Annotated in this window: 19 protein-coding genes, 2 tRNA genes, 3 rRNA genes and 1 pseudogene; 19 read left to right on the top strand and 6 right to left on the bottom strand. The window is 49.6% G+C overall.

Annotation, left to right across the window (positions count from 1 at the left end):
* Positions 1-14: 14 nt before the first annotated feature.
* The 14 genes from DQM57_RS07095 (at position 15) to DQM57_RS07025 (ending at position 10,700) form a co-directional block, all read left to right on the top strand.
* The gene (locus tag DQM57_RS07095; RefSeq protein WP_111727728.1) at positions 15-614 is read left to right on the top strand and encodes a beta-class carbonic anhydrase; all 600 of its coding nucleotides are present in this window, start codon (positions 15-17) and stop codon (positions 612-614) included.
* Positions 611-1,216: a nicotinate-nucleotide adenylyltransferase gene (nadD, locus tag DQM57_RS07090; RefSeq protein WP_111727369.1), complete on the top strand. Its 606-nt coding sequence runs from the start codon at positions 611-613 to the stop codon at positions 1,214-1,216. Before DQM57_RS07095 ends, nadD begins: the two co-directional genes overlap by 4 nt.
* Positions 1,217-1,274: 58 nt before the next feature.
* Positions 1,275-1,661 carry a ribosome silencing factor gene (gene rsfS / locus DQM57_RS07085; protein ID WP_002214954.1) on the top strand — a complete coding sequence of 129 codons (387 nt, stop codon included), beginning with the start codon at positions 1,275-1,277 and terminating at the stop codon, positions 1,659-1,661.
* Positions 1,662-1,714: 53 nt separating this feature from the next.
* Positions 1,715-2,185, top strand: coding sequence for a 23S rRNA (pseudouridine(1915)-N(3))-methyltransferase RlmH (gene rlmH, locus DQM57_RS07080; protein WP_111727727.1), 471 nt, complete (start codon positions 1,715-1,717; stop codon positions 2,183-2,185).
* A 74-nt stretch (positions 2,186-2,259) separates the two neighbouring features.
* Positions 2,260-2,526, top strand: coding sequence for an oxidative damage protection protein (locus DQM57_RS07075; protein WP_002223157.1), 267 nt, complete (start codon positions 2,260-2,262; stop codon positions 2,524-2,526).
* A gap of 158 nt (positions 2,527-2,684) precedes the next feature.
* Positions 2,685-3,368 (top strand): Bax inhibitor-1 family protein, encoded by a 684-nt coding sequence (locus DQM57_RS07070; protein WP_111727368.1) that lies wholly within the window; start codon positions 2,685-2,687, stop codon positions 3,366-3,368.
* Positions 3,369-3,494: 126 nt separating this feature from the next.
* Positions 3,495-4,007: a pantetheine-phosphate adenylyltransferase gene (gene coaD / locus DQM57_RS07065; RefSeq protein ID WP_107860498.1), complete on the top strand. Its 513-nt coding sequence runs from the start codon at positions 3,495-3,497 to the stop codon at positions 4,005-4,007.
* Positions 4,008-4,042: 35 nt separating this feature from the next.
* Entirely contained in the window at positions 4,043-4,696 is a 654-nt protein-coding gene (locus tag DQM57_RS07060; RefSeq protein ID WP_111727367.1) for a TIGR01621 family pseudouridine synthase, read from the top strand.
* Positions 4,697-4,973: 277 nt separating this feature from the next.
* Positions 4,974-6,514, top strand: a 16S ribosomal RNA gene (locus tag DQM57_RS07050).
* A 100-nt stretch (positions 6,515-6,614) separates the two neighbouring features.
* Positions 6,615-6,691, top strand: a tRNA-Ile gene (locus DQM57_RS07045).
* Positions 6,692-6,696: 5 nt separating this feature from the next.
* Positions 6,697-6,772 (top strand) — tRNA-Ala (locus DQM57_RS07040).
* 345 nt (positions 6,773-7,117) lie between these two features.
* A 23S ribosomal RNA gene (locus tag DQM57_RS07035) occupies positions 7,118-10,009 on the top strand.
* Positions 10,010-10,105: 96 nt separating this feature from the next.
* A 5S ribosomal RNA gene (gene rrf / locus DQM57_RS07030) occupies positions 10,106-10,219 on the top strand.
* Together the 16S, 23S and 5S rRNA genes with 2 tRNA genes alongside form the textbook arrangement of a ribosomal RNA operon.
* Before the next feature lie 181 nt (positions 10,220-10,400).
* Positions 10,401-10,700 (top strand): helix-hairpin-helix domain-containing protein, encoded by a 300-nt coding sequence (locus DQM57_RS07025; RefSeq protein ID WP_505755977.1) that lies wholly within the window; start codon positions 10,401-10,403, stop codon positions 10,698-10,700.
* A gap of 349 nt (positions 10,701-11,049) precedes the next feature.
* Here DQM57_RS07025 and DQM57_RS09895 read toward each other — a convergent pair whose 3' ends face one another.
* The 3 genes from DQM57_RS09895 to DQM57_RS09965 all read right to left on the bottom strand — a co-directional run bounded on the left by DQM57_RS09895 (position 11,050) and on the right by DQM57_RS09965 (position 11,609).
* Positions 11,050-11,199, bottom strand: a complete 150-nt coding sequence (locus tag DQM57_RS09895) for a hypothetical protein (RefSeq protein WP_231992150.1) — start codon at positions 11,197-11,199, stop codon at positions 11,050-11,052.
* A gap of 120 nt (positions 11,200-11,319) precedes the next feature.
* Complete coding sequence (locus DQM57_RS07015) at positions 11,320-11,532, bottom strand: hypothetical protein (RefSeq protein ID WP_269460487.1); 213 nt, start codon at positions 11,530-11,532, stop codon at positions 11,320-11,322.
* The gene (locus tag DQM57_RS09965) at positions 11,532-11,609 is read right to left on the bottom strand and encodes a hypothetical protein (RefSeq protein WP_269460486.1); all 78 of its coding nucleotides are present in this window, start codon (positions 11,607-11,609) and stop codon (positions 11,532-11,534) included. Before DQM57_RS09965 ends, DQM57_RS07015 begins: the two co-directional genes overlap by 1 nt.
* A gap of 546 nt (positions 11,610-12,155) precedes the next feature.
* Between DQM57_RS09965 and aroG the strand changes: the two genes are divergently transcribed.
* The gene (gene aroG / locus DQM57_RS07000) at positions 12,156-13,211 is read left to right on the top strand and encodes a 3-deoxy-7-phosphoheptulonate synthase AroG (protein WP_003676888.1); all 1,056 of its coding nucleotides are present in this window, start codon (positions 12,156-12,158) and stop codon (positions 13,209-13,211) included.
* 67 nt (positions 13,212-13,278) lie between these two features.
* Positions 13,279-13,767, top strand: coding sequence for a dihydrofolate reductase (locus DQM57_RS06995; RefSeq protein WP_111727725.1), 489 nt, complete (start codon positions 13,279-13,281; stop codon positions 13,765-13,767).
* Positions 13,768-13,808: 41 nt separating this feature from the next.
* On the opposite strand, the gene DQM57_RS06990 is transcribed toward DQM57_RS06995, so the two are convergent.
* Together DQM57_RS06990 and DQM57_RS06985 are read right to left on the bottom strand one after the other, a co-directional pair.
* Positions 13,809-14,276: a CYTH domain-containing protein gene (locus DQM57_RS06990; protein ID WP_111727365.1), complete on the bottom strand. Its 468-nt coding sequence runs from the start codon at positions 14,274-14,276 to the stop codon at positions 13,809-13,811.
* An 11-nt stretch (positions 14,277-14,287) separates the two neighbouring features.
* A complete protein-coding gene (locus tag DQM57_RS06985) occupies positions 14,288-14,713 on the bottom strand; it encodes a CopD family protein (protein WP_111727723.1) in 426 nt (141 codons plus the stop codon).
* 116 nt (positions 14,714-14,829) lie between these two features.
* Here DQM57_RS06985 and DQM57_RS06980 point away from each other — a divergent pair, with 116 nt between their 5' ends.
* Both DQM57_RS06980 and DQM57_RS06975 read left to right on the top strand, forming a co-directional pair.
* Positions 14,830-15,075: a hypothetical protein gene (locus DQM57_RS06980; protein WP_111727364.1), complete on the top strand. Its 246-nt coding sequence runs from the start codon at positions 14,830-14,832 to the stop codon at positions 15,073-15,075.
* A gap of 276 nt (positions 15,076-15,351) precedes the next feature.
* Positions 15,352-16,786: pseudogene (locus DQM57_RS06975) on the top strand (surface lipoprotein assembly modifier).
* A gap of 68 nt (positions 16,787-16,854) precedes the next feature.
* On the opposite strand, the gene miaB reads toward DQM57_RS06975, so the two are convergent.
* Complete coding sequence (gene miaB / locus DQM57_RS06970) at positions 16,855-18,183, bottom strand: tRNA (N6-isopentenyl adenosine(37)-C2)-methylthiotransferase MiaB (protein WP_025456781.1); 1,329 nt, start codon at positions 18,181-18,183, stop codon at positions 16,855-16,857.
* A 203-nt stretch (positions 18,184-18,386) separates the two neighbouring features.
* Here miaB and DQM57_RS06965 point away from each other — a divergent pair, with 203 nt between their 5' ends.
* Positions 18,387-18,800, top strand: a complete 414-nt coding sequence (locus tag DQM57_RS06965; protein WP_111727363.1) for a glucosamine-fructose-6-phosphate aminotransferase — start codon at positions 18,387-18,389, stop codon at positions 18,798-18,800.
* Positions 18,801-18,822: the final 22 nt, after the last annotated feature.

The raw sequence follows: 18,822 nt of genomic DNA, 5'->3' as shown, positions 1-18,822 counted from the left end.
CAGAGGACGGCAAAATGAGCGAGTTGAGCGAAATCCTTTCCTATAATCAGAAGTTTGTCGAGTCGGGCGAATATGAGAAATATTTTACCGACAAATACCCGGGCAGGGAGTTGGCGATTTTGTCCTGCATGGATGCGCGGATTATCGAGCTGCTGCCCAATGCTTTGGGGTTGAGGAACGGCGATGCCAAACTGATTAAAAATGCAGGCGCGCTGGTTGCGCATCCATGGGGTTCGGTCATGAGGAGCCTGCTGGTTGCCGTGTTTGAACTGAAAGTCAAAGAAATCATGGTCATCTCCCATCACGATTGCGGTATGCAGGGTTTGAATGCGGCCGGCTTTCTCAGTAAGGTGCATGAAAGCAATATTCCCGACGACCGTATCGAAACCCTGCGTTATGCCGGTGTCGACCTCGACGGCTGGCTGACCGGTTTCGACAACGTCGAAGACAGTGTGCGCCATACGGTCGAACTCATCCGCCGCCATCCGTTGATGCCGCGCCATATTGCCGTTCACGGATTGGTCATCCATCCCGTTACCGGCAAACTGACCCTGATTGTGGACGGCAGTGTTTCAGACAGCATGGACTTATCGGAAGGAATGGAAACATCATGAAGAAAATCGGACTGTTCGGCGGCACTTTCGACCCGATACACAACGGGCATCTTCATATCGCCCGTGCCTTTGCCGATGAAATCGGGTTGGACACGGTTGTTTTCCTGCCGGCAGGCGGCCCGTATCACAAAGACGCCGCCTCCGCTTCCGCCGCCGACCGCCTTGCCATGGTCGAACTGGCGACGGCAGAAGACGCGCGTTTTGCCGTCAGCGACTGCGACATCGTCCGTCACGGCGAGACTTACACTTTCGACACCGTCCAAATTTTCCGCCAGCAGTTCCCTTCGGCGCAACTCTGGTGGCTGATGGGCAGCGACAGCCTGATGAAGCTGCACACATGGAAAAAATGGCAGATGCTCGTGCGCGAAACCAATATCGCCGTCGCCATGCGGCAGGGCGACAGCCTGCACCAAACCCCGCGCGAACTGCACGCATGGCTGGGCAAGTCCCTTCAGGACGGCAGCGTCCGCATCTTGTCCGCCCCGATGCATAATGTGTCGTCAACGGAAATCCGCCGCAACCTTGCCGGTCAAGGCGTTTCAGACGGCATCCCGCCTGCCGCCGCCCGTTATATCCGAGAATACCGGCTGTACGAAAAATAAAGTCAAATCAGTAAGGAACGGCTATAATACCGTCTGAAAACATCCCGTTAGGAACATAATGAACGAACAAGAACTGCAAGACCTGCAAAAAATGGTCGGGGTGGCCGTCAACGCCCTAGAAGACATCAAAGCCAAAGACATTTCCGTTCTCGAAACGCAAGACAAAACTTCGCTGTTTGCCAGAATGATTATCGCCAGCGGCGACAGTACCCGCCAAGTCAAAGCACTGGCCAACAACGTTGCCGTCGATTTGAAAGAAGCCGGTTTTGAAATCCTCAGTACCGAAGGCGACAGCGGCGAATGGACGTTGGTTGATGCAGGCGACCTCGTCGTCCACGTCATGCTCCCTGCCGTGCGCGACTTCTACGACATCGACACTCTCTGGGGCGGCGAGAAACCGAGTTTCCACGCCGGAATGCAGAAGCCGTGGCACGCGGCAGACTGATTTCCGATGCCGTCTGAATGTTCAGACGGCATTTTCCTGTAAGGGAGAAAGCATTGAACATTACCGTTTTGGCAGTCGGCACCAAAATGCCGCGCTGGGTTGATGAGGCCGTCGCCGAATACGCCAAACGCTTCGGACGCGACGTCGCCTACGCACTCAAAGAAATCAAACCCGAAAAACGCGGCGCGGGCGTGAATGCCGCCCAAAGTATGGCGGCGGAAGAAAAACGCATCCTTGAAGCCGTTCCGCAAGGCGCGTTCCTCGTCGTTCTTGACGAACGCGGCAAAGCACCGACCTCCGTCGAGCTGGCGGAACACCTCAAAAGCTGGCAGCAAAACGGCGAACACGTCTGCTTCGTCATCGGCGGTGCGGACGGCATGACCGACCGCCTCAAACAACAAGCCCGCATGATGATGCGCCTGTCCAGCCTCACCCTGCCGCACGGCATGGTGCGCGTCCTTCTGACCGAGCAGCTCTACCGGGCTGTTTCCATCCTGCACAACCATCCTTATCATCGGGAATAAGAAGGCTTTTGTCTGTACCCCTAATCGGTTAAAATCACCCCGTTATTTCTGAACACACAGCAAAGGAATCCGCTATGGCACGCATGGTATTCTGCGTTAAGCTCAACAAAGAAGCCGAAGGCATGAAATTTCCACCGCTTCCCAACGAATTGGGCAAGCGCATTTTTGAAAACGTATCGCAAGAAGCATGGATGGCGTGGACGCGCCACCAAACTATGCTGATTAACGAAAACCGCTTAAGCCTTGCCGATCCGCGCGCGCGCGAATACCTGGCTCAGCAGATGGAGCAGTATTTCTTCGGCGACGGCGCGGATGCCGTTCAGGGGTATGTTCCGCAATAAACGGTTTCCTGCTTCAAATAAAAGGCTGTCCGAACCTGTTTCAGACAGCCTTTAAAATACTCAGAACAACCTTATCTTGACGCAACCGAACAAGTTTTGACGTTGAACAATGTTAAAATCCCCAAGTATTCCCAACCACACTTTCAGGAGCATATGCCATGCAGCACGACGTTTACGACTACACCGCGCATACAGTTTCTAAAAACACCGTTTTGCAAAAAACTTACCGCCTGCTCGGGCTGTCCTTTATCCCTGCGGTGGCAGGTGCGGCATTTGCAGCCGGCATGAACTTCAATTTTTATGCCGCCTTAGGTTCGCGCTGGATCAGTCTCATCGCATTCTTGGTATTTTTCTACGGCATGACTTATCTTATCGAGAAAAACCGTTACAGTAATACCGGCGTTACCCTGTTGATGGTATTCACATTCGGTATAGGTGTATTGATCAGCCCTGTGCTGCAATATGCGCTTCATATTGCCGACGGTGCGAAAATCGTCGGCATTGCCGCAGCTATGACCGCCGCCGTTTTCCTGACTATGTCCGTACTGGCACGACGTTCGAGGCTTAATATGAACGAACTTGCACGCTTTCTGACTGTGGGTGCGGTGATTCTGATGGTCGCCATGGTGGCCAACCTGTTTTTGAGTATTCCCGCACTCGCCTTGACCATTTCGGCAGGTTTTGTCTTGTTCAGTTCCTTAATGATTATGTGGCAGGTACGCACAGTCATTGATGGCGGAGAAGACAGCCACATCAGCGCGGCATTAACCATCTTCATCTCCTTATACAACATATTCAGCAGCTTGTTGCATATCCTATTGTCTTTAAACGGTGATGATTGATATCGGTAAAACGCCATCCGAACCATGCCGTCTGAAAAGTTATTTCAGACGGCATTTTGTTTTGGGCATACAATACGGATACACATTCATCAACATACGGCCGACTATGCTGTCGGAAGGAATCATATGTCACCGAATACACCGCGCCGAGCCGTTTATGCCGGCAGTTTCGATCCGCCCACATTGGGGCATCTGTGGATGATACGGCAGGCACAATCCATGTTTGACGAACTTATTGTCTCCATCGGCATTAATCCGGATAAACGCAGCACCTACACGATAGCCGATAGGCGGGATATGCTGCACGATATTACCGAAATGTTTCCCAACGTCAGAATCGATGTATTTGAAAACCGGTTTTTGGTGCATTACGCCCGCGAAGTGCAGGCGGGATTCATCGTGCGCGGCATACGTTCTGCTTCGGATTACGAATACGAACGTTCCATGCGCCATATCAACAGTGACCTCGCACCCGAAATATCCACCGTATTCCTCATGCCGCCGCGCGAAATTGCCGAAGTGTCGTCCACTATGGTCAAAGGACTGGTCGGGCCGGAAGGCTGGATGGAAACCGTTAAAAGATATGTGCCGCCGGCCGTGTACCAAAAAATGATTGCAGAACATCACAACAATGCCTGACAGAAAGCTTCTGTCAAATATATTCAGGTTCAAATATGTGGGAAATCTTATTCAGACACCAAGATTTTGTCGCCATCAATAAACCTCAAGGCATATCCGTCCACCGTTCCGACGGCGAAGTCAGTCTGACGGCAACACTTGCGGCACAGTTGGGCGTAGAAAAGGTATGGTTGCTGCACAGGTTGGACAAGCAGACCGGAGGCATATTGCTGTTTGCCCTTAATCCCCAAAGCGCCGCTGTTCTTGCCGCACAGTTTGCAGAAAGGAAAATGAAGAAAACCTATTTGGCTTTGTCCGACCGTAAACCGTCCAAAAAACAAGGATGGATAAAAGGCGGCATGGAAAAATCCAGACGCGGGATGTGGAAGCTGACGCGCAATATGGAAAATATTGCTGTTACCCGGTTTTTCAGTATACGTATCAGTGAAAAAATGCGGCTGTTCATTCTTGAGCCTCATACCGGTAAGACACATCAGCTGAGAGTGGCAATGAAAAGTCTGGGCAGTCCTATTTTGGGGGACCGCTTATATGGAGGGACAGAATCCGAAACTATGTTCCTGTATGCATGGAAAATACAATTTACCTATCAACAACAAGAAATCGAAATTACTGCACCTTTGAAAAATGCATGGCAGGCTGAAAATATCTCTCATGCACTGGAAGAATTTTATATGGCAAAAGCAGGTTAATAAATATAAATTAATTTATAAACAATATGATAAATATTTTTATAAAAATTTTTCAAGAAAACGGTTGACCACAAATCTCTTCAAGCGTATAGTTCGGTTCTTCGCTGCTGACGAAGCGGCGGTAACGAAGTAATTCAAACGCTCTTTAACAAAACAGATTACCGATAAGTGTGAGTGCCTTGAGCCTCACACTGTTTGAAAGACAGACAAGATGATGTTTTGAACATTGTCCTGTCGGTTTCTTTGAAGCAGACCAGAAGTTAAAAAGTTAGAGATTGAACATAAGAGTTTGATCCTGGCTCAGATTGAACGCTGGCGGCATGCTTTACACATGCAAGTCGGACGGCAGCACAGAGAAGCTTGCTTCTTGGGTGGCGAGTGGCGAACGGGTGAGTAACATATCGGAACGTACCGAGTAGTGGGGGATAACTGATCGAAAGATCAGCTAATACCGCATACGTCTTGAGAGGGAAAGCAGGGGACCTTCGGGCCTTGCGCTATTCGAGCGGCCGATATCTGATTAGCTAGTTGGTGGGGTAAAGGCCTACCAAGGCGACGATCAGTAGCGGGTCTGAGAGGATGATCCGCCACACTGGGACTGAGACACGGCCCAGACTCCTACGGGAGGCAGCAGTGGGGAATTTTGGACAATGGGCGCAAGCCTGATCCAGCCATGCCGCGTGTCTGAAGAAGGCCTTCGGGTTGTAAAGGACTTTTGTCAGGGAAGAAAAGGCTGTTGCTAATATCAGCGGCTGATGACGGTACCTGAAGAATAAGCACCGGCTAACTACGTGCCAGCAGCCGCGGTAATACGTAGGGTGCGAGCGTTAATCGGAATTACTGGGCGTAAAGCGAGCGCAGACGGTTACTTAAGCAGGATGTGAAATCCCCGGGCTCAACCTGGGAACTGCGTTCTGAACTGGGTGACTAGAGTGTGTCAGAGGGAGGTAGAATTCCACGTGTAGCAGTGAAATGCGTAGAGATGTGGAGGAATACCGATGGCGAAGGCAGCCTCCTGGGATAACACTGACGTTCATGCTCGAAAGCGTGGGTAGCAAACAGGATTAGATACCCTGGTAGTCCACGCCCTAAACGATGTCAATTAGCTGTTGGGCAACTTGATTGTTCAGTAGCGTAGCTAACGCGTGAAATTGACCGCCTGGGGAGTACGGTCGCAAGATTAAAACTCAAAGGAATTGACGGGGACCCGCACAAGCGGTGGATGATGTGGATTAATTCGATGCAACGCGAAGAACCTTACCTGGTCTTGACATGTACGGAATCCTCCAGAGACGGAGGAGTGCCTTCGGGAACCGTAACACAGGTGCTGCATGGCTGTCGTCAGCTCGTGTCGTGAGATGTTGGGTTAAGTCCCGCAACGAGCGCAACCCTTGTCATTAGTTGCCATCATTCAGTTGGGCACTCTAATGAGACTGCCGGTGACAAGCCGGAGGAAGGTGGGGATGACGTCAAGTCCTCATGGCCCTTATGACCAGGGCTTCACACGTCATACAATGGTCGGTACAGAGGGTAGCCAAGCCGCGAGGTGGAGCCAATCTCACAAAACCGATCGTAGTCCGGATTGCACTCTGCAACTCGAGTGCATGAAGTCGGAATCGCTAGTAATCGCAGGTCAGCATACTGCGGTGAATACGTTCCCGGGTCTTGTACACACCGCCCGTCACACCATGGGAGTGGGGGATACCAGAAGTAGGTAGGATAACCGCAAGGGGTCCGCTTACCACGGTATGCTTCATGACTGGGGTGAAGTCGTAACAAGGTAGCCGTAGGGGAACCTGCGGCTGGATCACCTCCTTTCTAGAGAAAGAAGAGGCTTTAGGCATTCACACTTATCGGTAAACTGAAAAGATGCGGAAGAAGCTTGAGTGAAGGCAAGGTTCGCTTAAGAAGAGAATCCGGGTTTGTAGCTCAGCTGGTTAGAGCACACGCTTGATAAGCGTGGGGTCGGAGGTTCAAGTCCTCCCAGACCCACCAATAACGGGGGCATAGCTCAGTTGGTAGAGCACCTGCTTTGCAAGCAGGGGGTCATCGGTTCGATCCCGTTTGCCTCCACCAAAACTTTACAAATGAAAGCAAGTTTGCTATTTTTAGCAGCTTATTTTGATTTGCGAAGTAGAATAACGACGCATCGATCTTTAACAAATTGGAAAGCCGAAATCAACAAACAAAGACAATGAGTTTGTTTTGATTTTTACCTTTTGCAAAGGGTAAAAATCTCTCGCGAGAGAAAAGAAAACAAACACAGTATTTGGGTGATGATTGTATCGACTTAATCCTGAAACACAAAAGGCAGGATTAAGACACAACAAAGCAGTAAGCTTTATCAAAGTAGAAATTTCAAGTTTGCTTCCCTAGTCAACGGGTAGGTAAACGAAGTCAAAGAAGTTCTTGAAATGATAGAGTCAAGTGAATAAGTGCATCAGGTGGATGCCTTGGCGATGATAGGCGACGAAGGACGTGTAAGCCTGCGAAAAGCGCGGGGGAGCTGGCAATAAAGCTATGATCCCGCGATGTCCGAATGGGGAAACCCACTGCATTCTGTGCAGTATCCTAAGTTGAATACATAGACTTAGAGAAGCGAACCCGGAGAACTGAACCATCTAAGTACCCGGAGGAAAAGAAATCAACCGAGATTCCGCAAGTAGTGGCGAGCGAACGCGGAGGAGCCTGTACGTGATAACTGTTGAGATAGAAGAACAAGCTGGGAAGCTTGACCATAGTGGGTGATAGTCCCGTATTCAAAATCACAACGGTGGTACTAAGCGTACGAAAAGTAGGGCGGGACACGTGAAATCCTGTCTGAATATGGGGGGACCATCCTCCAAGGCTAAATACTCATCATCGACCGATAGTGAACCAGTACCGTGAGGGAAAGGCGAAAAGAACCCCGGGAGGGGAGTGAAATAGAACCTGAAACCTGATGCATACAAACAGTGGGAGCACCCTAGTGGTGTGACTGCGTACCTTTTGTATAATGGGTCAACGACTTACATTCAGTAGCGAGCTTAACCGAATAGGGGAGGCGTAGGGAAACCGAGTCTTAATAGGGCGAATAGTTGCTGGGTGTAGACCCGAAACCGAGTGATCTATCCATGGCCAGGTTGAAGGTGCCGTAACAGGTACTGGAGGACCGAACCCACGCATGTTGCAAAATGCGGGGATGAGCTGTGGATAGGGGTGAAAGGCTAAACAAACTCGGAGATAGCTGGTTCTCCCCGAAAACTATTTAGGTAGTGCCTCGAGCAAGACACTGATGGGGGTAAAGCACTGTTATGGCTAGGGGGTTATTGCAACTTACCAACCCATGGCAAACTCAGAATACCATCAAGTGGTTCCTCGGGAGACAGACAGCGGGTGCTAACGTCCGTTGTCAAGAGGGAAACAACCCAGACCGCCAGCTAAGGTCCCAAATGATAGATTAAGTGGTAAACGAAGTGGGAAGGCATAGACAGCCAGGATGTTGGCTTAGAAGCAGCCATCATTTAAAGAAAGCGTAATAGCTCACTGGTCGAGTCGTCCTGCGCGGAAGATGTAACGGGGCTCAAATCTATAACCGAAGCTGCGGATGCCGGTTTACCGGCATGGTAGGGGAGCGTTCTGTAGGCCGATGAAGGTGCATTGTAAAGTGTGCTGGAGGTATCAGAAGTGCGAATGTTGACATGAGTAGCGATAAAGCGGGTGAAAAGCCCGCTCGCCGAAAGCCCAAGGTTTCCTACGCAACGTTCATCGGCGTAGGGTGAGTCGGCCCCTAAGGCGAGGCAGAAATGCGTAGTCGATGGGAAACAGGTTAATATTCCTGTACTTGATTCAAATGCGATGTGGGGACGGAGAAGGTTAGGTTAGCAAGCTGTTGGAATAGCTTGTTTAAGCCGGTAGGTGGAAGACTTAGGCAAATCCGGGTCTTCTTAACACCGAGAAGTGACGACGAGTGTCTACGGACACGAAGTAACCGATACCACGCTTCCAGGAAAAGCCACTAAGCTTCAGTTTGAATCGAACCGTACCGCAAACCGACACAGGTGGGCAGGATGAGAATTCTAAGGCGCTTGAGAGAACTCAGGAGAAGGAACTCGGCAAATTGATACCGTAACTTCGGGAGAAGGTATGCCCTCTAAGGTTAAGGACTTGCTCCGTAAGCCTAGGAGGGTCGCAGAGAATAGGTGGCTGCGACTGTTTATTAAAAACACAGCACTCTGCTAACACGAAAGTGGACGTATAGGGTGTGACGCCTGCCCGGTGCTGGAAGGTTAATTGAAGATGTGAGAGCATCGGATCGAAGCCCCAGTAAACGGCGGCCGTAACTATAACGGTCCTAAGGTAGCGAAATTCCTTGTCGGGTAAGTTCCGACCCGCACGAATGGCGTAACGATGGCCACACTGTCTCCTCCTGAGACTCAGCGAAGTTGAAGTGGTTGTGAAGATGCAATCTACCCGCTGCTAGACGGAAAGACCCCGTGAACCTTTACTGTAGCTTTGCATTGGACTTTGAAGTCACTTGTGTAGGATAGGTGGGAGGCTTAGAAGCAGAGACGCCAGTCTCTGTGGAGCCGTCCTTGAAATACCACCCTGGTGTCTTTGAGGTTCTAACCCAGACCCGTAATCCGGGTCGGGGACCGTGCATGGTAGGCAGTTTGACTGGGGCGGTCTCCTCCCAAAGAGTAACGGAGGAGTTCGAAGGTTACCTAGGTCCGGTCGGAAATCGGACTGATAGTGCAATGGCAAAAGGTAGCTTAACTGCGAGACCGACAAGTCGAGCAGGTGCGAAAGCAGGACATAGTGATCCGGTGGTTCTGTATGGAAGGGCCATCGCTCAACGGATAAAAGGTACTCCGGGGATAACAGGCTGATTCCGCCCAAGAGTTCATATCGACGGCGGAGTTTGGCACCTCGATGTCGGCTCATCACATCCTGGGGCTGTAGTCGGTCCCAAGGGTATGGCTGTTCGCCATTTAAAGTGGTACGTGAGCTGGGTTTAAAACGTCGTGAGACAGTTTGGTCCCTATCTGCAGTGGGCGTTGGAAGTTTGACGGGGGCTGCTCCTAGTACGAGAGGACCGGAGTGGACGAACCTCTGGTGTACCGGTTGTAACGCCAGTTGCATAGCCGGGTAGCTAAGTTCGGAAGAGATAAGCGCTGAAAGCATCTAAGCGCGAAACTCGCCTGAAGATGAGACTTCCCTTGTGGTTTAACCACACTAAAGAGTCGTTCGAGACCAGGACGTTGATAGGTGGGGTGTGGAAGCGCGGTAACGCGTGAAGCTAACCCATACTAATTGCTCGTGAGGCTTGACTCTATCATTTGAAGAACTTCAAAGATAAAAGCTTACTGACTGATTTCAGTCATCACCGAATATATTGATTAAGGCTTTACCGATTTGTAACAGTTTAAGTTTGGCGGCCATAGCGAGTTGGTCCCACGCCTTCCCATCCCGAACAGGACCGTGAAACGACTCAGCGCCGATGATAGTGTGGTTCTTCCATGCGAAAGTAGGTCACTGCCAAACACCCATTCAGAAAACCCCCGGATATCCGGGGGTTTTTGCTTTGCCAGGAAAAAATGTCGGGGATGGCGGGACGGTATCTGTGAGGTGTCCGGTTGGGTTTGTGGAGGGATACTTGAAATTTTGGGATATTCATTTTAAAATGACGTAATTTTATTATTTACCACACGTTGGAGGAAAAACCATGAAAAAAATGTTTGTATTGTTCTGTATGCTGTTCTCCTGCGCCTTCTCTTTTGCTGCGGTAAACGTCAATGCCGCTTCCCAGCAGGAATTGGAGGCGCTGCCGGGAATAGGTCCGGCGAAGGCAAAGGCCATTGTGGAATACCGTGCGCAAAACGGTGCGTTCAAGTCTGTGGACGAGTTGACGAAGGTTAAGGGTATCGGCCCTGTGTTGTTGGCGAAGCTAAAGGATCAGGCTTCTGTCGGTGCGCCTGCGGCTAAGGTACCTGCTAAACCGGCTATACCCGCAGCTAAAAAATAGGGCGTAAGTACCGATAAAGTGCCGTCTGACCATAGGTCGGGCGGCGTTTTATTGTGTGTGCTTTATAGTGGGGCAGGGTGTTTGATTTCGTTATGGCTATGTTGATGGAATTAAAATCCGCTGTTTCAGTAATGGTTGCTTATGAGAGTAAAGTCAACTATTGTATGCCCGCTCAAGAGAGAATGGGGCGTACATATTTGACTTTAATTGACTATGTGCCGTCTGAAAATTGGTTTTTAGACGGCATTTCCGGTATGTGTGAAACAATGAGGTAAACTACGCTACGGAATATTTCTGTTGAACATGGGCAAAGGCGGCACTTCTATATTGCCTTTCATGCGTAAGGGAATTAGAACGTTGCGGCTACGCGGAAGCCGTACTCGTTGTCCTTTGTACGATCCATTTCGGTTTTGTCGCCATCCAAGACGAACTCGGCAGACTCGCGGGTTGCGCGGTGGCGGTAGTACGGACCAAATTCCATGTTGAGACCGTCGGTCAGTTGTTTGCCCTCATTCAGACTGGCGCTAAATTCCCATACTTTGGTGCTTGCGCTCCCCCATTTGAGTGATCGCCACTTTGGTTTTGCCGTGCAAATCTACATGGGGATCTGCTCACGGAGTTAGGGACCAGCCTTCACAAGGTTTTGATGAATTTCGCTGTCTATAAGGTGTTTACCTTTTGAAGAGACGGGCGTAGCCGTCGCGCCTTTCTCCCAGAGGATATTCCGCTTGGATGTACTGTATCCCAGACCGATGCCGCTACGGAAGCGTGTGGATTCGCTGACCGATTGGGTGTGGGTATAGCCGGCATACACTGTAGCTGTTTTGCTTATTATGCCCGTTGAGTTTCTCCTCCTTCCTTATCGTAGATATCGATTTTATTTTTGTTGTGCGTCGCTTCAAAACGCATACTGTGGCGTTCGTCAAACGGTATGTCCGCACGGAAACCGATAACCGGCTTGCGTTGTTTTTTTCAAATCGCCAGTAGTGTCTTTCCGGTAAAGACTTTGTACTCGCCTTTGGCGATAAAATCGAGAACGTTTGCCATTGTGTCGGCGAAAACGGCTGCCAATGAGCGTGTAAGTAAGGTTTTTTCATGTCCTGTTTTCTGCAATGAAGATAAGTTAAAAAGATTGAGGGAAATGCCCACTTATCAATTAAATCTTTTTTTAATTAATTCGTTTATTTTCTTTTCAAGGGTCTCTGTGTATTTTCGGTTGTTTCGATTTTGTCGTATAGGTTTGTCCGAATGAATGGCTAGTATTGTTTTTATCAATTTATTTTCTTTTTATTTGGAATAAAATTTCCAAAATATTAAAAATATGAAATTTAAAATCTATAAAAAAATCTGTGTCGGTTATTTTGAAATAAAATAGCTTTGTAGCGGACTGTTGAGCTTGTTATGGTTATACAAACCATGTAATCTATATACAAAACCAATCAGGAAAGATACCCGATGACACACCATTACCCCACCGATGATATTAAGATTAAAGAAGTTAAAGAACTGCTGCCGCCGATTGCCCATCTTTACGAGCTGCCGATTTCCAAAGAGGCTTCGGGTCTGGTTCACCGTACGCGCCATGAGATTTCGGATTTGGTGCATGGTAAGGATAAACGGCTCTTGGTCATTATCGGGCCATGTTCGATTCACGATCCAAAAGCGGCGTTGGAATATGCGGAGCGTTTGTTGAAACTCCGTAAACAGTATGAAAACGAGCTTTTGATTGTGATGCGAGTTTATTTCGAGAAGCCGAGAACGACGGTGGGTTGGAAAGGTTTGATTAACGACCCGCACTTGGACGGAACATTCGATATCAATTTCGGTTTGCGTCAGGCGCGCAGTCTGTTGTTATCACTGAATAATATGGGCATGCCTGCCTCTACCGAATTTTTGGATATGATTACACCCCAGTATTATGCCGACCTGATTTCTTGGGGGGCAATCGGTGCACGGACGACTGAAAGTCAAGTTCACCGCGAATTAGCAAGCGGTCTGTCCTGTCCCGTCGGCTTTAAAAACGGTACGGATGGTAATTTGAAGATTGCAATCGATGCAATTGGTGCGGCGAGCCATTCCCATCATTTCTTGTCTGTAACTAAAGCCGGACATTCCGCCATTGTCCATACCAGTGGCAATCCAGATTGTCATGTTATTTTGCGGGGCGGTAAAGAGCCGAATTATGATGCGGAACACGTCAGTGCTGCGGTTGAGCAGTTAAAGGCGGCCGGTGTAAATGATAAGCTGATGATTGATTGCAGCCATGCTAACAGCCGTAAGGATTATACCAAGCAGATGGACGTGGCACGGGATATTGCCGCCCAATTGGAACAGGACGGGAGCAATATTATGGGTGTAATGGTAGAAAGCCATTTAATAGAAGGCAGACAGGATAAGCCGGAAGTTTACGGTAAGAGCATTACCGATGCGTGTATCGGTTGGGATGCGACTGAAGAACTGTTGGCATTGTTGGCGGGTGCCAACAAAATACGTATTGCTCGGGCAAGTTGAGATTTTTGATACGGAATATCATAAAATGCCGTCTGAAGCTTTCAGACGGCATTTTTATGGAGACAACATGACTAAAATAACCTTAATTGCAGCGTGTGCGGAGAATCTGTGCATTGGGGCGGGAAACGCCATGCCTTGGCATATTCCGGAAGATTTTGCATTTTTCAAAGCATATACCTTGGGGAAACCGGTGATAATGGGACGGAAAACATGGGAGTCTTTACCGGTCAAACCCCTGCCTGAAAGAAGAAACATTGTTATTAGCAGGCAGGCGGATTATTGCGCGGCAGGTGCGGAAACGGCGGCAAGTTTGGAGGCTGCATTGGCATTGTGTGCCGATATGGAGGAAATCGTCATTATGGGTGGTGTGCAGATATACGCACAAGCGATGCCGTGGGCGACTGACCTGCGGATAACCGAAGTCGGCCTGACTGTGGAAGGTGATGCGTTTTTCCCTGAAATAGACCGGATGTATTGGAAAGAGGCGGAGAGGACGGAACGACGTGTTAGCAGTAAAGGGACAGCATATGCGTTTGTGCATTATCTCAAAAGATAATCGTAAGGCAGATGCCGTCTGAATGTATTTCAGACGGCATTTTATTTCCAGGTTGAGAACGGGTGTTTGCTCAAGTATGCATTGGTAAACATGCTGTCTGAAGTGATTTCCCGTCCCAGCCAGTCCGGACGGTCAAAATCGGCATTCTCATCGGGCAACTCGATTTCCGCAACGACCAAAGGCGCATTATCGCCAAGAAAAACATCGATTTCAAACAGACTGCCGCCCCATCTGACCGGATAGCGCCATTTTTCCATTTTAAACGGGCACATCGTTTCCATCATCTTTTCCGCATCTGCAAGCGGGATTTCGTATTCAAACTCACTGCGGCTGAGTTCCGAAATATAGCCTTTCAGTGTCAGCCACGCCCGTTGTCCGACAATACGGACACGGACGGTACGTTCTTTCTCGACAGAAAGATAAGCCTGTTTCAAGAGCAGCGGCTCATCGGCGTATTGATGCCATTTGTCGTTTTCAATCAAAAAGCGGCGTTCGATTTCTACCGTCATAAGGCACTCCGTCAAAACGGTTTGAACACAACCAGGTAAAGCGCACCTATCATCAGCAGTACAGGGATTTCGTTAAATACGCGATACCAGCGGTGTGAGAAAGTATTGCTGTAATTCTGAAAACGACGCAGCAGCACGCCGCAATACAGCTGATAGGCCAAGAGCATCAACCCCAAACACAGTTTGACATGTACCCAACCGCTGCCCCACCAACCGGCGGCAAACGGTATCGCCGAGCCGAACACGACCGCACCGAAGCCCAAAGGGGACATAAAACGGTACAACCGCACCGCCATGCCCGACAGACGCACATACTCGGGATTGCCGCGCGGCGTACCGATCATTGCCATATTGACAAAAATCCTCGGCAGGTAAAACAGGCCGGCAAACCATGAAATAACAAAAAACAGGTGAAACAGTTTGAACCAAGAATACATAAATGCCAGCACATCATACTGAAAAGCTGTATTGTACAGGCAAACCGTCCGTGAAACATGATAAAATAAGGCATACAGACGGATTCAATATAATCGTTACCGAAAACGGAGGAAAAATGCTCAAATCCATCGAACTCAATTCGCACGTCCGCAACCAGCTTGCGGAATATCTGAAAAGCCGCGGTTTGGATTTTCAGGCGGCCATGCAGGAAGAAGAGGGCAATAAAGAAATTGCCTCAATTATTCATGGCGGCCTGCCCGTACTGGTTCGCAAACTGTATTCCGAACAGAAAATGCAGAAGTTTTTTTGGGAAAAAAAAGAATTGATTATGACCTATATCGGTCAGCAGCTCGGCAGATAGTTTTTTTGAAGTCAGCCGCCCTCCGTTTTCAGGCAGGGCGGCTGTTTTCATAGCGTACCCATTCGAATAATACGGCATCGCCCATCGCCCGGACTGCCCCATACCGTCTTTACCTTGACGGCTTATTTATCCTCATTAAAATCTACGCCGCCATATTGGCCGATAAAAAACGGCCGGGTGTTTCAGACTCCATATTTGGTATCGGCGTTTAAAACGGTAACGTAAAAAACTGGTACAATTCCCAATTGATAATGATTGTTTTTAGAAAGCTGTTTTATGACTGCACAAAACAGATGGGTATTGCTGCTGTCTTTGTTGGCAACAGCGGCATACGCCGAAGAAATACCGCACGGACCTGATTTGAGAAACAAGCCCGAGTTCAAGATCCATGAAGTGGAAGTTAAACCCGTCAACAAGGAAAAGATATCGGAACAGGTACAGGAAAAAGGGAAAGTTTTGCAGATTGACGGAGAAACCCTGCTGAAAAATCCCGAATTACTGTCGCGTGCCATGTATTCCGCAGTGGTTTCAAACAATATTGCCGGTATCCGAGTTATTTTGCCGATTTACCTAAAACAGGCGCAGCAGGATAAGATGCTGGCACTTTATGCACAAGGGATTTTGGCGCAGGCAGACGGTAGGGTGAAAGAAGCGGTTTCCTATTACCGTCGACTGATTGCCATCCAGCCCGATGCGCCCGCCGTCCGTCTGCGCCTTGCCGCCGCATTGTTTGAAGACAAACAAAACGAGGCGGCGGCAGACCAGTTCGACCGTCTGAAAACAGAAGACCTGCCGCCTCAGCTTATGGAACAAGTCGAATTGTACCGCAAGGCATTGCGTGATCGGGATGCGTGGAAATTTAACGGCGGATTTAGCGTCACCCAAGAGCGGAATATCAACCAGGCCCCGAAACAGCAGGAATATGGACAATTTACGCTCCCGAAACAGGTGAACGGTACGGCAGTCAACTATCAGATCGGTGCGGAGAAAAAATGGTCGTTGAAAGACGGATGGTATGCGACGGCGGGCGGCGATTTGTTCGGCAGGATTTATCCGGACAACACGAGATTTAACGACATGACGGCGCGCGTATCTACCGGTGCAGGCTATTCGGATCAGCGTAAAGATATAGGGCTGACGGTATTTCACGAACGCCGGACCTACGGCAACGATGCCTATTCTTATGCCAACGGCGCGAGGGTAAGTTTCGACTATTGGCTGGCGCAGAAACTGCAGATGCTTACCGCCTGTGGAAACAGGTTATCTGAAAAATATACGGTATGACCGTTCCAACAACAAAAACCTTATGTTGAGCCATTCCTTGATTTACTATCCCAATGCGCGGCAATATTGGATGGGCGGTTTGGATCTTTACCGCGAGCGCAACCCCGCCGACCGGGGCGACAATTTCAACCGTTACGGTATGCGTTTTGCTTGGGGGCAGGAGTGGGGCGGCAGCGGTTTGTCCTCGCTGCTTCGGGTCGGTGTGGCGCAAAGGCGTTATGAAAAAACCAGCTTCTTCAGCAGTTTTAAAGGGGAAAGGCGCAGGGATAGGGAACTGGATACTTCGTTGAGCCTTTGGCACCGTGCGTTGCATATTAAAGGCATCACACCGCGCCTGACCTTGTCGCACCGTGAAACATGGAGTAACGATGTGATGAATGAATACGAAAAAAACAGAGCGTTTGTTGAGTTTAACAAAACGTTCTGATGTTCGTCGCAAAGTGGGAAATGCCGTCTGAAACCGGATTCAGACGGCATTTTTACAGTGGGGAAGACTTAGGCTTCGACAACTTTGCCGCGCAGGGAGAAGGTGTAGGCCTCGGTGATTTCCAAATCGATCATTTGGTTAATCATGTCGGGTGTGCCGGTAAAGTTGACCACGCGGTTGTTGGCAGTACGGGCTTGCAGTTGGTCAGGGTCTTTTTTGGAGATACCTTCGACCAAACAGCGTTGAACCGTGCCGACCATGGTTTGGTTGATGCGCGCGGTTTCGGCTTCGATGACTTCGTTCAAAGCTTCGAGGCGGCGCACTTTTTCTTCATGCGGTGTGTCGTCGTGCAGGTTGGCGGCAGGCGTGCCAGGGCGCGGACTGTAAATAAAGACGAAGCTCAAGTCGAAGGCAATGTCTTTGACCAGTTTCAAGGTTTGCTCGAACTCGCGCTCGGTCTCGCCCGGGAAGCCGACGATAAAGTCGGAGCTGAGGCACAAATCAGGACGGATGGCGCGCAGTTTGCGGATGATGGATTTGTATTCCAAAGCGGTATAGCCGCGTTTCATCGCGCTCAATACGCGGTCGGAACCGCTTTGAATCGGTAGGTGCAGGTGGGAAACCAGCTTCGGCAGGTCGCGGTAGCACTCGATAATCGCGTCGGTAAATTCGCGCGGATGGCTGGTGGTAAAGCGCAGGCGTTCGATGCCGGGGATTTCGTGGACAATGCGCAACAAAGTAGCAAAGTCGCAGATTTCGCCGTTTTCCATTTCGCCGCGATAGGCGTTGACGTTTTGGCCTAAGAGGTTGATTTCTTTAACGCCTTGTTGCGCCAAGCCGGCAATCTCGGTCAATACGTCGTTGAGCGGGCGGGAGAATTCTTCGCCGCGGGTGTAAGGGACGACGCAGTAAGAGCAGTATTTGGAACAGCCTTCCATGATGGAAATGAATGCCGAACCGCCTTCTACGCGTGCAGGCGGCAGGTGGTCGAATTTCTCGATTTCGGGGAAGGAAATATCGATTTGCGAGAGACCGGTGGTTTCTTTGTCGACGATGAGTTTGGGCAGGCGGTGCAGCGTTTGCGGGCCGAAAACCACGTCCACATACGGCGCGCGTTTGACGATGTTTTCGCCTTCTTGAGAGGCGACGCAGCCGGCAACGCCGATGATGAGGTCGGGATTTTTTTCTTTGAGCGGACGGACGCGCCCCAAATCGGAGAAAACTTTTTCTTGCGCTTTTTCACGCACGGAACAGGTGTTGAACAAGATGATGTCGGCGTCGTCGGGCTGGGTAACCTGCTCGATGCCGCCGTGTTCTTCGGCAAGGACGGACAGCATTTTTTCGCTGTCGTACTCGTTCATTTGGCAACCGAAGGTACGGATAAATACTTTTTTCATGGTTTGTGTCTTTCTCAGGCAGCCGTAATTGCGGGGCTGATTGTTGTTGGAATGAAAAAATTTCAGACGGCATGACGGTGCCGTCTGAAAATCGGTGCGGATTATAGCACGATGTGGGTTTTGTAAACAGAATATTGTTTTTAATATGAATTTATCCGGTTTGGACGGCTGTATAATGAAGGTTTGATTTGACGGAGATGTATATGAAACCGGTTGTATGGGCGGCATTGCTGCTGTGTGCGTGTACCAGCAATTTCGGCGACAGGGAACATCAGTTCCTGCGTGATCAGACGGAAGAGGGAATCGCACAAACGGTTGTTAAAGGCAAAACGACCCGGGCGGAGGTAGAGGCACGTTTCGGGAAGCGCAACCCTTTCGGCTGTTATGCCTATCATGAAGTCAGCCTGCCTATTTATAATTTTTTGCCGACCAATTTCATTTATATGAAATCAGAACGCCGACATTGGGAGTGGTGTGTGGATTACGACGGGGAGGGAGTTGTCCGGGACTACCGCTTTACACATAAAGTTGAAAAAGACGAGCGTTCCGTCATCCGGGATACGGTTGACGTCATCCGCAAAGAAGCGGGCAAATCCTTGGCGAAACCTGAAAAATGATAAAATAGCTTTTTCTGTTTCA

Origin of the sequence: Neisseria cinerea, from assembly GCF_900475315.1 — a bacterium.
GTDB lineage: Bacteria > Pseudomonadota > Gammaproteobacteria > Burkholderiales > Neisseriaceae > Neisseria > Neisseria cinerea.
This window is presented reverse-complemented; position numbering and strand designations above follow the sequence as displayed.

What these genes read in the sequence shown, in the direction of transcription:
- DQM57_RS07095 (WP_111727728.1), top strand. Translation starts at nt 15, where the DNA reads ATGAGCGAGTTGAGCGAAATCCTTTCCTATAATCAGAAGTTTGTCGAG.
- nadD (WP_111727369.1), top strand. Translation starts at nt 611, where the DNA reads ATGAAGAAAATCGGACTGTTCGGCGGCACTTTCGACCCGATACACAAC.
- rsfS (WP_002214954.1), top strand. Translation starts at nt 1,275, where the DNA reads ATGAACGAACAAGAACTGCAAGACCTGCAAAAAATGGTCGGGGTGGCC.
- DQM57_RS07075 (WP_002223157.1), top strand. Translation starts at nt 2,260, where the DNA reads ATGGCACGCATGGTATTCTGCGTTAAGCTCAACAAAGAAGCCGAAGGC.
- DQM57_RS07070 (WP_111727368.1), top strand. Translation starts at nt 2,685, where the DNA reads ATGCAGCACGACGTTTACGACTACACCGCGCATACAGTTTCTAAAAAC.
- coaD (WP_107860498.1), top strand. Translation starts at nt 3,495, where the DNA reads ATGTCACCGAATACACCGCGCCGAGCCGTTTATGCCGGCAGTTTCGAT.
- DQM57_RS07060 (WP_111727367.1), top strand. Translation starts at nt 4,043, where the DNA reads ATGTGGGAAATCTTATTCAGACACCAAGATTTTGTCGCCATCAATAAA.
- DQM57_RS07025 (WP_505755977.1), top strand. Translation starts at nt 10,401, where the DNA reads ATGAAAAAAATGTTTGTATTGTTCTGTATGCTGTTCTCCTGCGCCTTC.
- DQM57_RS09965 (WP_269460486.1), bottom strand. Translation starts at nt 11,609, where the DNA reads ATGCGTTTTGAAGCGACGCACAACAAAAATAAAATCGATATCTACGAT.
- aroG (WP_003676888.1), top strand. Translation starts at nt 12,156, where the DNA reads ATGACACACCATTACCCCACCGATGATATTAAGATTAAAGAAGTTAAA.
- DQM57_RS06995 (WP_111727725.1), top strand. Translation starts at nt 13,279, where the DNA reads ATGACTAAAATAACCTTAATTGCAGCGTGTGCGGAGAATCTGTGCATT.
- DQM57_RS06990 (WP_111727365.1), bottom strand. Translation starts at nt 14,276, where the DNA reads ATGACGGTAGAAATCGAACGCCGCTTTTTGATTGAAAACGACAAATGG.
- DQM57_RS06985 (WP_111727723.1), bottom strand. Translation starts at nt 14,713, where the DNA reads ATGTATTCTTGGTTCAAACTGTTTCACCTGTTTTTTGTTATTTCATGG.
- DQM57_RS06980 (WP_111727364.1), top strand. Translation starts at nt 14,830, where the DNA reads ATGCTCAAATCCATCGAACTCAATTCGCACGTCCGCAACCAGCTTGCG.
- miaB (WP_025456781.1), bottom strand. Translation starts at nt 18,183, where the DNA reads ATGAAAAAAGTATTTATCCGTACCTTCGGTTGCCAAATGAACGAGTAC.
- DQM57_RS06965 (WP_111727363.1), top strand. Translation starts at nt 18,387, where the DNA reads ATGAAACCGGTTGTATGGGCGGCATTGCTGCTGTGTGCGTGTACCAGC.